The 15,130-nt window shown below is 69.6% G+C and carries 15 protein-coding genes; 12 read left to right on the forward strand and 3 right to left on the reverse strand.

All coding sequences use genetic code 11. The annotated features are described in order from the left end of the window. Position 1: 1 nt before the first annotated feature. The 3 genes from ACUKCB_RS09845 to ACUKCB_RS09855 are packed head-to-tail and all read left to right on the forward strand — an operon-like array spanning position 2 to position 4,448. Positions 2–1,096: a nitroreductase family protein gene (locus tag ACUKCB_RS09845; protein WP_473040214.1), complete on the forward strand. Its 1,095-nt coding sequence runs from the start codon at positions 2–4 to the stop codon at positions 1,094–1,096. Then, positions 1,093–2,763, forward strand: coding sequence for an ATP-binding cassette domain-containing protein (locus tag ACUKCB_RS09850; protein WP_473040215.1), 1,671 nt, complete (start codon positions 1,093–1,095; stop codon positions 2,761–2,763). Before ACUKCB_RS09845 ends, ACUKCB_RS09850 begins: the two co-directional genes overlap by 4 nt. Beyond that, positions 2,760–4,448 (forward strand): ABC transporter ATP-binding protein, encoded by a 1,689-nt coding sequence (locus ACUKCB_RS09855; protein WP_473040216.1) that lies wholly within the window; start codon positions 2,760–2,762, stop codon positions 4,446–4,448. Before ACUKCB_RS09850 ends, ACUKCB_RS09855 begins: the two co-directional genes overlap by 4 nt. Positions 4,449–4,514: 66 nt before the next feature. Here ACUKCB_RS09855 and ACUKCB_RS09860 read toward each other — a convergent pair whose 3' ends face one another. The 3 genes from ACUKCB_RS09860 to ACUKCB_RS09870 form a co-directional block, all read right to left on the reverse strand. Next, complete coding sequence (locus ACUKCB_RS09860) at positions 4,515–4,922, reverse strand: hypothetical protein (RefSeq protein WP_473040217.1); 408 nt, start codon at positions 4,920–4,922, stop codon at positions 4,515–4,517. Positions 4,923–5,788: 866 nt separating this feature from the next. Beyond that, entirely contained in the window at positions 5,789–5,965 is a 177-nt protein-coding gene (locus ACUKCB_RS09865) for a DUF397 domain-containing protein (protein ID WP_452544027.1), read from the reverse strand. An 11-nt stretch (positions 5,966–5,976) separates the two neighbouring features. Further along, complete coding sequence (locus ACUKCB_RS09870) at positions 5,977–6,780, reverse strand: helix-turn-helix domain-containing protein (protein WP_473040218.1); 804 nt, start codon at positions 6,778–6,780, stop codon at positions 5,977–5,979. Positions 6,781–6,999: 219 nt separating this feature from the next. On the opposite strand from ACUKCB_RS09870, the gene ACUKCB_RS09875 reads away from it, so the two are divergent. From ACUKCB_RS09875 to fxlM, 9 genes are all read left to right on the forward strand, one after another. Continuing rightward, positions 7,000–7,263: a hypothetical protein gene (locus ACUKCB_RS09875; protein ID WP_473040219.1), complete on the forward strand. Its 264-nt coding sequence runs from the start codon at positions 7,000–7,002 to the stop codon at positions 7,261–7,263. After that, positions 7,260–7,661, forward strand: a complete 402-nt coding sequence (locus ACUKCB_RS09880) for an ATP-binding protein (RefSeq protein WP_473040220.1) — start codon at positions 7,260–7,262, stop codon at positions 7,659–7,661. Before ACUKCB_RS09875 ends, ACUKCB_RS09880 begins: the two co-directional genes overlap by 4 nt. A gap of 135 nt (positions 7,662–7,796) precedes the next feature. After that, positions 7,797–7,991 (forward strand): hypothetical protein, encoded by a 195-nt coding sequence (locus ACUKCB_RS09885; protein WP_184365795.1) that lies wholly within the window; start codon positions 7,797–7,799, stop codon positions 7,989–7,991. Continuing rightward, the gene (locus ACUKCB_RS09890; protein WP_473040221.1) at positions 7,975–8,511 is read left to right on the forward strand and encodes a DUF6879 family protein; all 537 of its coding nucleotides are present in this window, start codon (positions 7,975–7,977) and stop codon (positions 8,509–8,511) included. Before ACUKCB_RS09885 ends, ACUKCB_RS09890 begins: the two co-directional genes overlap by 17 nt. Then, the gene (locus tag ACUKCB_RS09895; RefSeq protein WP_473040222.1) at positions 8,501–9,373 is read left to right on the forward strand and encodes a helix-turn-helix domain-containing protein; all 873 of its coding nucleotides are present in this window, start codon (positions 8,501–8,503) and stop codon (positions 9,371–9,373) included. The genes ACUKCB_RS09890 and ACUKCB_RS09895 overlap by 11 nt, the downstream gene beginning before the upstream one ends. A 97-nt stretch (positions 9,374–9,470) precedes the next feature. After that, positions 9,471–9,629, forward strand: coding sequence for an FxLD family lanthipeptide (locus ACUKCB_RS09900; protein ID WP_473040223.1), 159 nt, complete (start codon positions 9,471–9,473; stop codon positions 9,627–9,629). A 96-nt stretch (positions 9,630–9,725) separates the two neighbouring features. Continuing rightward, entirely contained in the window at positions 9,726–11,867 is a 2,142-nt protein-coding gene (locus tag ACUKCB_RS09905; RefSeq protein ID WP_473040964.1) for a lantibiotic dehydratase family protein, read from the forward strand. Then, positions 11,864–13,117: a lanthionine synthetase C family protein gene (locus ACUKCB_RS09910; RefSeq protein WP_473040224.1), complete on the forward strand. Its 1,254-nt coding sequence runs from the start codon at positions 11,864–11,866 to the stop codon at positions 13,115–13,117. The genes ACUKCB_RS09905 and ACUKCB_RS09910 overlap by 4 nt, the downstream gene beginning before the upstream one ends. Continuing rightward, positions 13,110–15,128 (forward strand): methyltransferase, FxLD system, encoded by a 2,019-nt coding sequence (gene fxlM, locus ACUKCB_RS09915; protein ID WP_473040225.1) that lies wholly within the window; start codon positions 13,110–13,112, stop codon positions 15,126–15,128. Before ACUKCB_RS09910 ends, fxlM begins: the two co-directional genes overlap by 8 nt. Positions 15,129–15,130 lie beyond the last annotated feature (2 nt).

Genomic DNA, 15,130 nt, shown 5'->3' on the forward strand with positions numbered 1-15,130 from the left:
CATGCCCCTCCCCTTTCCCCCGGTCCCCTCGGCACACGGTGCGAGGCGTGGTACGGCGGATCCCTCGCGCCTGCCGCCCGCACTCGCACGCGCCTTCTCGGCCGAGGTACCGGGACCGCCCCGCCCGCCCGGACCGCGCGCCAACCCCTGGCAACGGGCCGGAGCCGACCCGGTGGCGGTGCCGGTCCGCGAACGCGCCCTGCTCGACGGCCTGTGGCGCGGCGCGGGACACCACCGCCTGGCCGACGGGACGGTGACCCGTGTCCGCAGGCGTCCGGTGCCCTCCGCGGGCGCGACCTACCCCGTGCACACCCACCTGGTCGTCGGTGCGGACGGCCCCCTGGACGCGGGCCGCTACGCCTTCGACCTGGAGGAGGGCACCCTCCACCGACGCGACGAGGCCCGTGAACGGGAAGCGGGCTGGCCCGCCCCCGGCGTGGGCGCCGGCGCGTCCGGCGCCCACCTGGTCCTGAGCGTGCAACCCGGTCGCAGCTTCGGCCGGTACCGGCACCGGGCCTGGCCGCTGTGGATCGCGGACACCGCCTACGCCCTGGCCGCGGTGGAGTTCCTGTGCGCTCCGGCCCCCGCCGCGGTACGGCTCGGCCCCGGACCGTGGCTGCGCGAACTGCTCGGCGTCCCGCGCGCGGCCGAGCACGGGCGGTGGCTCGCGCGCGGACTCGCGCCGGAGATCCCGCTGGCCGCGGTCGAACTGCCCGACTCCTGGTCGGTCCTGCCCGAGCGCAGGGACGCGCTGGCCGCGAGGCGTTCCCCGGCGATCGGCGAGTTCGAGGCCGCGCCGCGCACCCGCGATCCGCGGGTGGCGGACGTCGCCGAGGCCTCCGGGCAGGCGTGGGTCCTCGGGGCCCGCCGGCTCAAGACGTGGTCCGTCGCGGTGGACACGCCCGCTACCGAGTTCACCCGGGCCCTGTGGCGGGCTCACCGGGCCGCGGCCGAGCTGTGCTACGCGGGCGCCCTGTCCCGGCGGTGGCGCTGCCGCCCGGTGTCGGGGTTCGTCGCTTCGCACGACCGCTGGACCTTCCACGCCCTGGCGATGCTCCCCGGCGAACACGACCTCGACAAGGAGTCAGCCGCATGATGATCGTTCCCCCGCTGTGGCGGGAGGCGGCCCGCTTCCCCGCCGATCTGGCGCGGAGCGTCGCCCTGCTGGTCCTCGTCTTCCTCGCCCACGTCGGGCAGGCCGTGGCGATCGCCTGGTCGATGTCGGCGGTGCTGCGCGGCCAGGCCCAGGACGTGCTGCTCGCGCTGTCGCTGATCCTCGGGATCGCGCTGCTGCGCCTGGTGCTCTCCCTGGCCCAGGCGTCGGCCGCCGCACGTCTGGGCGGCCGGGTCAGGCAGGCGGTGCGCCGCCGCGCGATGGAGGCCGCGCTGGTGCCCGAGCGGCTGCACGACACGGCGGCCCGGGACGGTTCGATGCGGGCCAGCCTGGGCGACGGGGTCGACGGCATCGACGCCTACGTCTCCAAGTACGTTCCCGCGATCGTGCAACTGCTCCTCACCTGCCCGATCATCGTGATCGTCCTGCTCGCACTCTCGCCGTGGGCGGGGTTGTGCGTCGCCGCAGGGGTCCTGTTCGCACTGGTGGGGCCCATGGCGTGGAAGCGGATGATGGCCCGGCGCGGACTCGACCACTGGGACAGCTACGAGGCGCTCAGCGCCGACCTGCTCGAGTCCCTGCGCGGCATGGCCACCCTGCGCACGCTCGGCGACGTGTCCGGCACCCGCGAGCGGCTGCACCACCGCTCGGAGGCGCTGCGCAGGGCCACCGAGCGCGTGATGCGCGTCTCCCTGGGCGAGACCTCCGTCACCGACGCGGCCGTCCAGGGGGGAGCGGTCGCCGCCGCGGCGGTCGCCGTCACCCACGCGGTCACCGGGCAGGCCCCGGCCCTGGAGGTCTACCTGATCCTGCTGCTCTCCTCCGAGGCGTTCCGTCCCGTCCGGGACCTCTCGCGGCACTGGCACGCCGGGTTCCTCGGCCTCACCGCGGTCCCCGGCCTCGAACGGATCGGGGCCCTCGCCGAACGGCGCACCGCTGCCCCCGACCACACCGCGCCCGGCCCCGCGGCCGACCCCGAGGGCGGCCGGGCGGCCGAGGACCGGCCCGCGGACGTGCTGCGGGTGAGGGGTCTGAGCTTCCGCTACCCCGACGCCCCCCGCGACGTCATCCACGACCTCGACCTGACGGCCCGGCGGGGCTCCCTCACCGCGGTCGTGGGAGCCTCCGGGGCCGGAAAGTCCACCCTCTTCGACCTCCTCCTCGGTTTCCTCACCCCGCGCACCGGAAGCATCGACCTCGACGGGCGGCCGCTCCGTGCCCGTGACATCGCCGTGGTCTCCCAGCGGCCGGTGCTCTTCGCCGGGACCGTTCGCGACAACCTCGCGGTGGCCGGTGCCACCGCGGAGGCGGACCTCGTCGAGGCCTGCCGCGCCGCGGGGATCCTCGACGAGGTCCAGCGCTTCCCGCGCGGCTTCGACACCGAGGTCACCGAAGCCGGCACCAGCCTGTCGGGCGGGCAGCGCCAACGCCTCGCCCTGGCCCGCGCGCTGCTGGCCCGGCGCCCGGTCCTGCTGGTGGACGAGCCGACGAGCGCGTTGGACGCCGACCGCTCCGCGGACGTGGTCCGGACCCTGCACCGCGTGGCCCGCGACCGCGTCGTCCTCATGATCAGCCACCGCTCCGAGACCCTCACCGGGGTCCCCGACGTGCTCAGCCTCGACTCCGAACACCTGGGAAGCACTTCGTGAACACCCTCTCCGCGTTCCGGGCCTTCCGTGAACTCCTGCCCGTCCTGCGCCCCGAATGGCGGGGGATGGTCTGGATCTACCTGCTGGGCACCATGAGCGCGCTCGGCCTGGCCGGCCTGACCGTCCTCACGGCCTGGGCGGTCGGCCACGCAGTGGTGGAGCGCACGCCGCCCGGCCCCCTCTGGTGGGCCCTGGTCCTCGGGCTCGTGCTGCTGCGGGTACTCCTGACCTGGCGGGAGATGGACGTCTCCCATGCCCTGGCCTACCGCGTGCTGGCCCGGCTGCGGATGGCGTTGTTCGACGCCTACGCGCGCAGCGTCCCCGGTCGGCGCCGTGAGCACTCCGGACGCGCGGCGGCCGTCGCGATGGACGACATCGAGAAGCTCGAGTTCTTCTACGCCCACACGGTCGCCCAGCTCGGCGCCTCGCTCACCCTGTTCGCCGCCTCCCTGGTGACCGCGTCCCTGCTGCTGCCCGAGGCCGCGCTCGTCATGCTCCTCGGCGCCGCCGTCGTGGCGAGCAGCGCGCTGTACTGGGCTCAGGCCGCCCGGCGGCTGGGCGAGCGGGAACAGCGGGAACGCTCGGACCTGTCCGAGCGCATCGTGGACGCGCTGGGCGCCCTGCGCGAGGTGCTCGCCTACGGGCTCGCCCCCCGGATCATCGCCGAGACCAGCGCCGCCACCGCACGCGCCACCGCGATCGCGCAACGGCGCGAGCTGCTGTCGCAGCTGGTCACCGCCCTGCGGGAACTCATCCTCACCGCCGTGGTCATCGGCGTCATCGCCACCAGCGCCACCGCCGCGGGCGTGCTCTCGGAAGGCGCCCAGGTGCGGCTGACCCCCGCGGAACTGCCCGCGCTGGTCGCCCTGGCACTGGTCGGTATCGCCGCGATCGTGGACGCCACCGACACCCTCACCCGGCTCCATCCGCTCGTCTCCGGCGCCGGACGCGTCGCCGCCGGAATCAACCGGCCCCCGGTCGTCGCCGTCCCGCAGGCGCCACGGCAGCTGCCCGCCGGTCCGCTCGGCCTCCGGTTCCGGGACGTGTCCTTCTCCTACGAGGGCCGACAGCCCACGCTCAGTTCCTGGTCCGCCGAACTCGCCCCCGGCGAGCACGTCGGGCTGGTCGGCCCCTCCGGCTCGGGCAAGAGCACCGTCATCGCCCTCGCGGCCCGCCTCTGGGACCCCTCGGCGGGCACCGTGGAGCTCGTCACCGCGGACGGCGGGGGCGTCCCCGTCACCGATCTGGACGAGGCGGCGCTGCGGGGGGCCGTCGCCCTGGTCGACCAGGACGCGATGCTCTTCCACGGCACCGTGCGCGACAACCTGCTGCGCGGCTGCGGGCCGCGGTCCGACGGCGACCTGACCCTTGTGCTCGAACGCGTCGAAGCCGCCGCCTGGATCGGTCTCGACGACGAACTCGGAGAGGGGGGCGTGCGGCTGTCCGGCGGGCAGAGGGCGCGCCTGTGCCTGGCCCGCGCCCTCGCCCGCCGACCGCGTGTCCTGCTGGTGGACGAGGTCACCGCCAGCCTCGACCCGGCCACCGAACGGCTGGTGTCCGACGTCATCGCCGAATTCCACGGCACGGTTCTGATCGCGTCCCACCGGGCCGAGACCCTGGCCCGCCTCGAACGCGTCGTCGACGTGGCCGCGGCCCCGCACGCCGTGCGGGGACCGGGTGGCTGACCCCGGGGCGTTCCCTGCACGGGAGGCGGTCCCGGCACATACCGGAACTCGGACAAGGCTCCTCATCTAGTGGGGATCTGTAGGAGACAAATGGATCTTCACCCACCGGGCTTCCTCCGGTTGCGTGGGATCCAGGTCGACCTGCATCAGCCAGCGCCCGGGGCGGAGGGGGATCTCGTCGAAGCGGTCCGCGTCGCCGATCGAGAGAACCCCGGAAGGCAGGACGATCACGGACGCGTGGTCGGACGAGGCCATGGGAACAGCGTGAACGTACACGTTCAGTTCGACGTCGGCGTCTCGCGGATCGACCATGCGGCTGTTGGCCACCTGGATGGTGACCTGGTCATCCACGGCGAAGAACGGGCCGTCGCCGGAGAGGTGGTCGTAGTCCCCGTCGTGGCCTTCACCGTCCTCGCAGTAGATGCAGCCCCAGTAGTAGTCGCGTACGCAATGGAGCACGGGGTCGGTCGTCATGGTCACCCAGTGTGCGATACCGCAGCGACACTTCACTGCGCCGACAGAGCCGGATCCGGCTCAAGGGTCCGGAGGCGCCGGCGCGCAAGCTGAGGCAAGACGACGTTCGGGTGCGTGCCCCGACCAACGGGCGATGGACGAGAACCTCGCGCGGTGCCATCGGACGCGGCCATCAGCTTGGGTGTGCTCCGTTCGTGCTCCGCAGTTTTGGGCCGGGACGTCAGCGGGCGGGACGGAGCGGAACGAAGTGACACGTGGCGGTACCCGGGCACCGAACTTCTCATCCGATGGCCGCAGGTTCGAATCCTGCCGGGTGCACCACAAAACCCCAGTTCAGAATGGGTGCGCGAGGGCCTCGAACGAGGTCCTCGCGGCGTTTGGGGGCCATGTGTGCTCCATACGTGCTCTTCAGTCGGAGCACAGTCGCAGCAGCACCCGCGAGAACCCCATCGGACTTGGCCACCTCGCAGCCACGCCACCCCTCGGATTCTCGGCTGAGTCCTCCCCACCAAACCTCCTGGGGCGGCCCCACCCGCCTCATGGCTGCCTACAGGAAGGCCTTCTGGCAGGATTTGAGGCGCTTTGAGAGCGCCTCGTTCCCTCCAGCACCCTTCCCTCACCCCTCCGCTGACCCAACGACGAGCGCGTGTTGAGGCAGTGCTGACGAAGCAAGCGCGAGAACCTATCGGACCGTAAATCCAACGCAGCGTTTTCCCTGGACGAAGCCGACAGTTGGGACTTGTCTACCCCGATCAGCCGACCTGGTCGGCCACCCGCTCAAGAGCGCGGAACAGCATCTCGGCGGCTCATCACCGGTCGACCAGCCGTGCCTCGAGAGCGCACGGAGCCGCTCGGGCCTCGCGGAGTCAGAGCTTCGAGGCAGCCACTTCCAGGAGGAGCATCCACTGCTCACCGGGGAACTCCAGGTGGCCCGATCCCCGGTTCTGCGAATCCCGAACGAGAACGGAACCCGCATCCCTCCGCGCTTCCACGCAGTGGCCCTGGTTGCCGCTGTAGCTCGACGTCCGCCAGGTGGTGTCCACGGTTGTTCTCCTCACAGTGATGCGATGAAGTGCAGGCTTTCCTCAGGGGAGAGCGCGAGACTCCTCAGATGCCCGTACTGCTGCTGGCAGTTTCCCACGGTCACCTGGTCGGTGATCACCTGACCCGATCCGGGCGTCTCCGCGTACACGAGCGACTCCGCATGGTCCATGTCGAGGATGACCAGGGGGCCGTTCATCGCGCTGTGCGCGCCACGACCGAACGGGAGCACCTGAATCTGCACAGCGGGATTCAATGCCCGCCGCAGCAACGCCTGGAACTGCCTCTTCATCACCTCCGCTCCCCCAACCTGCCTTCGCAGGGCGCCCTCATCGATAACGAACAGGGTGAGCGGAGCCGGGTCCCGGTCGAGGATCTCCTGACGACCCAGCCTGGCTTCGAGTTCACGTTGAACCGCCAGCGTGGACAGGGGCGGGAAGCTCGCACCCACCACCGCTCGTGCGTAGTCCTCGGTCTGCAACAGCCCCGGGATCGCCTGCGGCTGGAATTCATAGATGACCTGCGCTTTCGCCTCCAGTTCCACGAACTCCTCCAGCCACCTGGGTTGAGCCTTCCTGGCTCCGGGCCACAGATTCTGTAGTCGTCCGTGGGCACCCAGTGCTTCGTCCGCGAGCTTGGCGAAGAGCTTGGACGGTCGGCGAATGCCACGCTCTACCGCCCCTACCTGCTGTTTCGACGTTCCAGAGAGTTTTCCCAGAGTCGATTGCGACATATCGGCCAGCTCTCGCAACCGCCTTAGTTCCTGCCCGAAAAGTGTGGTTGCCGCACGTTCCGCAGGGGTCATCTTGGGAGGCATGAAACCAGGAAACCACAAGAGACCACGGATGAATAGCGAAAGCACTAGTTCGAATTCAGTATCCGACCACATGTGGAGTATTCACTGTCCGGTCAGGCATGGTCGTCTCACGCACAGCGGTTCCGTTGATCAGAATCCGCGCCGTTGTTCGTGAACAGCACCCCGGCGGTGAGCACCACCCCTGAGGCTGAACCGCCAAGACGCCCTTGAGGTGAGAACATGCCGCACCCACCCCTGTCGGAAGGACCTCCACCAGGTCTGCTCCGGCTGGCCCGCAGCATCGCCATGCAGCACCCCGGATGGTCGGTTCGTGTCAACACCGACGCGATCGCCTCTCGACGATGGAGCGCAGACGCCCAGGTTCCGTTGACCCGCCAGGAGATCACCCTGGGATTCCAGGGCAGCCTGCACGCCGGCACCAGCGAACAGCTCCTCGACGTACTCGGCTGGGAGACCTCCTACCGGAACAGGAGGCTCGTGTGATCGCCACATCTGACGCCCTGCACGCCCGCCACTCCTGGCCCGGTACCCCGCACTCCGTGGGCCGGGCCCGCGACTGGACCGCGCTCACCCTCAACGAGTGGGGCGTGCACGTTACCGATGCCGCCCTCCTGGTCATGTCCGAACTCGCGACCAACGCCTGCTGCCACACACTCAGCTCCGCCCCGAACGGACAGTTCACCGTGCGTCTGAGCCTGTACAACGACCACATTCGCGTTGGTGTCAGGGACGCGGGCCCCAGGACCGGACGCGCCCCCACTCGAAGGACCCCACGCCTGGAGTCTGTACACGGCCGCGGCCTGGCACTGGTCGACTCCCTCTCCCTTCGCTGGGGACCGCTGAAGGTCGGCACCGGAGTGTTCGCAGAACTCCCCCGATGAACGAGGGTCCCCGCGAAGGCGTCCCTCTCGTAGGTGGATTTTATTCATGGGCGTGAATACTCCCAGGAATCTTGACCACCACCTCTGAAATCTCTACCGTGAATTCCGCATTGTGCTGAACGGAAAGGCTATTTCGTGGCACTTCAGAAGCTTTCTGGCGACTGCAACCGCAACGACTGCCCCGGGGTCTACACGAGCGGAGACGGATCCGTCATCGTTCAGGGCCCCCTGCTGACCACCACCGAAGGGCTGACCTTCTCCGAAGGCGAGGTCGCTGTGCGCATCCCCGCCCACCTGATCGAGGAGGCCGCCCGTGCGCTTGGAAGGTGAGGCCTGGCAGGAGTTCTTCCACTCCTTCCAACGGGAGGCGTTCCGGCTCGAAACCCTGCCCGGTTACACGGTGCCCGAGGAGGAGGACGAACTACGCCAGTTCCTGGCCGGGGTAACCCGCCCAGCCCAGGAGCTGCACACCGACACCTACCTGATCAAGGTGCGCGAACACGTCGAGGCGGGCCGCAGGATGCGCCGGGTCCACACCCTCACCAGCCCGCTCAACGACCACCTGAGGTTCCAGTTCGAGTGGGGCTACGCCTTCAGTGTCGCGGCGGGCGAGGAGGTCCACATCCTCGACTTCGCGACCACCCCTGACCCCGGGCTGCCCCAACAGGATTTCTGGCTCTTCGACGACGAGCACGTGGTGCTGATGCACTACGCTGCCGACGGCACCCAGACCGGTCGGGAACTCCTGGAGGGCGCGGATCCCGCCCCCTATGTCCGGTACAAGGACCTGGCCCTGCAACACGCTGTCCCCTTCCCCGAGTACTACAAGGCCGCACCGCTTGACCCTTGAGCCCGAACACGCTGACCGGCAGCGCGGCGAGCTGGCCGACGCACTGCGTCGCCTGCGCCGCGCTGCCGGTCTGACCGGTGCCAGCCTGGCCACCCGTACCGGGATGAGCCAGGCCAAGGTCAGCAAGATCGAGAACAACCGGATCCGACCCTCGGTGGTGGATGTCGAGCGAATCCTCACCGCGCTCGAGGTCTCCACCACCGGCGAAGACGGTGCCCGACTGCTCGAACTGGCCAGGGTCGCCAACTCCGATTACCAGGGGTTCCGCACCGCCCTGCAAAGGGGACTTGGCGAGCTCCAGCGGGACCTGTCCGCGATCGAGACCGCTGCCTCCACGGTGCGTTTCTTCCTGCCGTGCATGATCACCGGGCTGCTCCAGACCCCCGAGTACGCACGCCAGACTCTGACCCATCCACTGGTGAACCGCGGTGCGGAGTGGCAGTCAGCCCTGGCACGGCGCCTGGAACGCCAGCAGATCCTCTACCGCCCCGGCAAACGGTTCGTGTTCGTACTGACCGAGGCCGCGTTGCGCTGGCCGCTGTGCCCGCCCGCGGTCATGGCCCTGCAGATGGACCGAATCGCTTCCCTCGGCGAACTCGCGGGGGTCGATATTCGCGTCGTCCCGGCCCACCCTCCGGTGCCCAGCGGCCCGCTCAACGGCTTCACGCTCTACGACGACCGCCTGGTCACCATCGAGGTGTTCACCGGGGAACTCGCCCTGCGCGATCCCAAGGACATCTCCTACAGCCGTGAGATCTTCGACTTCTTCCACGAGCACGCCCTTTCAGGTGAAAAGAGCCGCTCTTTCCTCGATGAACTCGCCCGAGAGTTCCGCTTCAGAGCAAAAGCGGACATTCCGTAGGGCGAATTTATTCGCACCCGAGAAAGCCCTTCATCTGACCTATCAGAGTCCCTAGTGTTTCCCGTGCACCAACCCCCTTACGACAAAGGAGCCCACGTTGCAGGCTGCACAGGAAACCCGACAGGAGACCTCTTCCCCCTTCGCTCTGGACATCCGCCTGATCGAGAACAGCGACACCACACCGCTGATCAACCTCACCGATGACGGGTGCGGATCCAGCTGCCCCAGCGCCTGCGCCACCAGCACGGCGGACTGACCGGTCTTTGTTGCGGGCGGGCGGGTCCGGTCTCGGCCTGCCCGCCGTTCGAGGAAAGCGGGAATCATGACTGCGATGACACCGGGTTGGCAGGTGATGGGCCAACCTCACGTGCGTACGTGTGTTCTCAGCTTCGCGGACCCTGGTATCCCGGACCTGACCGGTACGGATACCGCCGCCTGGAGGCGATGGGCGCGCCAGGTGTGGGCCGTGCCCGCGGTGACCGAAGCGATCACGCACGCTTCCCCCACCCTGGCTGAAGGTGTCGAATCGCTGTGCGCCCAAGAACCAGGGGACGTGTCGGTCAAGCGTGCCCGTAAGACAACGGCGGCCCTGCTGCGGTACGTACTCCGCATCAGCCACCGGGCCACACCCTTCGGGCTGTTCGCCGGGGTGGCGCCGGCCGAGTTCACCGAGTCTGCCTCAGCAATGTTCGGAACCGATCATCAGCGCCTCGCCCGTGTCAGCGGAGCCTGGATGGCGCAGGTCGTCGGGGATCTGGTGTCGCTGCCCCAGGTGCGTGAACGCCTACTTCTGGCAGCGGACAACACCGTCACCGAGCAGGACGGTGAGTTCACGGTGGCGCAGTTCGCCCGTTCGGGGCCCAGTACCAGCCCGGGTGAAGTGCGGATCGGCGCGTCCCCTCCAGTCAGGCTCGTTCTGGACAAAGCACGTACTCCGACCAGCTGGGATGCCCTGGTACAGGCCCTCATCAGCAGCCACCCCAGCGGATCGCCCGACCAAGCCGAGGACATGCTCGCCCGTCTGCTGAGTGTGCGGGCCCTGCACCCCCACTTGTGTGCTCCCCTGACTGTCGAGGACCCGCTCGAATACCTGTTGCGTGCCCTCACCCGACTGGGCGGCCACACCCTGCCCCAGGCCCGCCCCTCGGTCTCTCAGCTCGAGCAGGTGCACTCCTTGGTCCGTGCGCACAACCGGTGCGGAGCCGATCCGGATCTGCTGCGCAAAACACAAGAGGCCGTTGACGAGCTCTCACCGGCGCACCCCTTGGGGGTGGACGTGCGCGTGGATGCCCGAATCACACTCCCCTCCTCGGTGGCGCGCTCGGCCGAACAGGCCGCGCACCTGCTCGGTGTGCTCTCACCCCACCCGGAAGGCCTTCCGGCCTGGCGCGGTTACCGGGAACGCTTCGCTGACCGCTACGGGGACCGGCTCGTGCCCTTGGCCGAAATCATCACCCCCCGAGGGCTGGGGCTCCCGCGCGGCCACAGCACCCCCGACCAGGCCACAGCTGGGGAGCGGGTGGGGCAGCGCGATCGGTGGTTGCTCAAACGAGCCCAGGTGGCAGCGCTGGAAGGTGAGCGAGAGATCCTCGTGGATGAGCTCATGCAGGAGCTGGCCACCTCACGCGAGCTGCGCCCACCAGAGCACACCGAGCTGAACCTGCGTATCGAATCACCGTCGATCAGAGCGTTGGAGAGCGGCCGCTTCCGTCTGGCGGTTCTGGGCGCCTCGCGTGCCATGGCCACCATGGCCGGGCGTTTCGCCGCCCTCACCGGCACCACCTCCGGCTGGGCGACCCTATTCGCACAAAGCGTGGGCGCTGTGCCGGTTCAGCTCTCGTTTCCGCCGGTACGGGCTGCGAGCGCTCATGTGGCCCACGCCCCGCAGCTGGTGGAACACGTCTTGCACATCGGTGAATATCCGGGGAGCAAGAACGGATCCCTGGCGGTGGACGACCTGGCGTTCGGCGACGACGGCCGCGAACTGTTCCTGTGGTCCCACGCCCTGGACGCTCGAGTCGAGCCGTTCGTGCCCCATGCGCTGAACCTGCGCTACGCCCCGCCTTTGGCCCGGTTCCTGGCCGAGCTTCCCCGGGCCAACAGGACCGTGCTCACCGGTTTCGACTGGGGGGCCGCCTCCGTGCTGCCGTTCCTGCCCCGCCTGCGCTTGGGCAACCTCGTCCTCGCCGATGCCTGCTGGCGCATTACTGCCACCGAACTCCCTCCTCCCAGTGCTAGCTGGGCGCACTGGCGCCAGGCCTGGAACTCCTGGGCGCGGCGGCGTCGCCTTCCCGAGGCGGTTGAGCTGGGTGCGGGTGATCAACGGCTCCGCCTGGATTTGTCCGAGCCGGGGTGCCTGTTCCTGTTGCGTACTCACCTGAACAAGGAAGGCAGCGCCGTGCTCACCCAAGCCCCCTCCCCCACCGCCTCGGGGTGGTGCCGCGGCCGGCCGGTCGAAGTGGTCCTGCAACTGCGCCGAGGAAGGTCCGCATGAGAGAGGCGTGCACCACCAGCAGGGCGAGTGCTGTGGCCGCCCGTGTCTCCGACCTGCTCGCCACTCCCGCGCAGGCGCGCGCCTGGGCCGGAGAGCGTTGGTGGCCCCAGTCCCTGGCCCGGGGCGCGGCCGGAGTCGCGCTGTTGCACATCGAGCGCGCCCGTACCGGAGAGGGTTCGTGGGAGCGGGCCCAGGCGTGGTTGGAGTGCGCGGTAGCCCAGGGAGTGGATGCCTCCCCCGCAGCGCACCTGTTCTACGGGGCGCCCGCGCTCGCCCACGTCCTGAACCGGGCGCAGAGCGTCCGCCCGGAGTTCGGGCCCCAGCTCGCCCGACTCGATGCGGCCGTGGACCGGATCGTCACCGACCGGCTGAGGCACGCGCGGGCACGCCTGGCGGCCGGGGTACGTCCGGTGCTGGCGGAGTTCGACACCATCCGAGGTCTGGCCGGGCTCGGCGCCCTGCTCCTGGGCCGCGACGAACACCACCCGCTCCTGCCAGGGGTGGTCTCCTACCTGGCGGCCCTGACCGAACCCCTCACGGTGGACGGCACGGAGGCGCCCGGTTGGTGGGCCCGGGTTGGGCCCGATGGAAAGGTGGATCCGCGTTTCCCGGCAGGGCACGCCAACACTGGCATGGCGCATGGCATCTGCGGACCGCTCGCGCTCCTCGCCCTGGCGCTGCAACGCGGTATCGCCCTTCAGGAGTGTGCCGGGGCGATGGGCCGCATTCTGGACTGGCTCGACGTCTGGCAGCACAACGATGCGGACCAGGCATGGTGGCCTTACTGGATCACCCGCGCCCAGCGCTCCGGAGCAGAGAGAGTTGTCGGCCCTCAGCGGCCGTCCTGGTGCTACGGAGCAGCCGGGGTCGCCCACGCCCAACTGCTCGCCGCCAAAGCGCTGGGGGACGCGACCAGGGCCGAGCGGTGCCGGGCTGTGCTCCACCGGGTGTTCACCACCGCTGCGGTCTCGCCGTTGGTCAACGATGCCTCGCTGTGCCATGGATATGCGGGCTTGGCCCTGCTGGCTCACACCACCGGCGCAGGGCGCGCGGAAGACCTGCTGGCCCCGGTAGTGGGCGGCGGCGACGCGCACACGGTCGCGACAGAGCTGATCTCCACCGGCGGCATCGGCCTCTTGGAAGGCGCGGCCGGAACCGCCCTGGCCCTGCACACCCTGACCGGCCGGGCCCCTGAGTCCGGGTGGGCGGGGTTCTTGCTGTGCGACACCACGGGAGGTGCCCGTGGTTGAGCAACAGACGCAGGTCTTGATCACCTGGTCGGACTGGGAGAGCGCCGAAGAAGTAGCGGTGCGTCTGTACCGGGCGTTGGAGGGATCTGCGGCGCTGGGCCCGTGGTGGTTCATCCGCAAGCGCCCGCACTGGCGGCTGCGCTACAGCGCGGGGCCCGGGGCCGTAGCTCTTCTCGATACCGAGCTCGCAAGGCTCCGCTCTGGCGGTGCCGTATCCGACTGGGTGTACTCCGTCTACGAACCGGAGGTTCACGCCTTCGGAGGTCGGGCGAGCATGGATCTGGCCCACCACCTGTTCCAGGCCGACAGCCGCCACACCCTGGTCTACCTGGAGCGCCTCCACGCGGCCCCTGAACGGGAGTTGGGGCGGCGTGAACTCGCGCTCCTCCTCGGCTCCGCCCTGCTGCGCGGGGCGGGCCTGGACTGGTTCGAGCAGGGGGACGTGTGGGCACGTGCGGCTGATCTGCGCCCCTCCACCGAACTCTTCACCTCCGACGACCGGCTCCGCGCCCAGGTGCACACCCTCATGCGCACCGCTCCCAAGGGTTGGGACACCAGAGAACCGCTGAGAGCGCTCGCCCCGTGGGCAGAAGCCTTCACCACGACCGGCCGAGCACTGGCGGACCTGTCGACCCGCGGCCTGTTGACCCGAGGGCTCAGAGCCGTGCTCGCCCACCACCTGATCTTCGCCTTCAACCGGTGGGGCCTGCCCTACCGCGACCAGCACATCCTGACCACGACCGCGAAAGAAGTCGTCATGACCGACACCACCTACACCACCTCTTCTGCGGCCGATGCCGATCGGCTCCGAGAAGAACTCGTCGACCAACTGCGCCAGAGCGGCCAGATCCGGACCGAGGCGGTAGCCGACGCGTTCGGATCGGTCCCCAGGCACGCCTTCGTCCCCAACGCCAGCTTGGAAGAGGCCTACGCCAACACGCCCGTGCACATCAAGCACGACGAGAACGGCGCATCGATCAGCTGCGGCTCCCAGCCCGGCGTGGTCGCGATGATGCTCGAACAGGCTGCCCTGGAACCCGGTATGCGTGTCCTCGAACTCGGCGCCGGCACCGGGTTCAACGCCGCTCTCCTGGGCCGCCTGGTCGGACCGACCGGATCGGTGACCACCATCGACGTCGACACCGACCTGGTCGACGGAGCCCGGGCACAGTTGAAGGAGAACGGCAGCACCAACGTGCAGGTCCTTCTGGGAGACGGCGCACTCGGCCACCCCGGGGGCGGGCCCTTCGACCGGATCATCGCCACGGTCGGCTCACACGACGTACCACGCGCCTGGGTGGACCAGCTCGCCCCGGGCGGGAGGCTCATCGCACCGGTGCGTATCGCAGGGGACGTCTCCCGCTCCATCGTCTTCGAAGCCGACGGCGACCACTGGTCGAGCACCGACAGCCAGTTGTGCACGTTCATGCCGCTGCGCGGCGGCGGGATCGGCGACGACCCCCGCACCGTTCTGGCTCTGGACGCCGACGCCACCGTGCTGCTCCAGACCAACCAGGACCAGGCCATCGAACGCGCCCAGGTCCATGAGGTACTGGCCGAGTCGTCCCGCACCGTGTGGTCGGGGGTGACGTTCGGCAAGGGGCAGCCGCTGGACCCGATGTGGTTGTGGCTGGCCACCCACCTGCCCAACCGGCTCTCGCGTATGCCCGTCACCCGACCTGCTGTGGACAGCGGCCTGGTCTCACCTGGTCTGCCCTGGGGCGACATGGCCGGAGTGCCCGTGGTCGAGCGCGGCCTGGCCTACCTCACCCTGCGCCCGGTGGAGAACCAGCCGGGCCGTCACGAGCTCGGCGTCATCGGACACGTCAAAGCCGGACACGTGCTCGCGGAGCAGATGGCCGAACAGGTCGCCGTTTGGGAGGCACACCGGAACGACCCGTTGCACTTCGCGCTGACCTACAGCTCGGTGGCTGCTGAGGAGACCGAGACGCGGCGCGTCATGGCGAGGGGCGGCTCCTCGCTGGTGGTCGCCTGGGGCGACCCCGTATGAAC

This window comes from Nocardiopsis moroccensis (genome assembly GCF_055763695.1).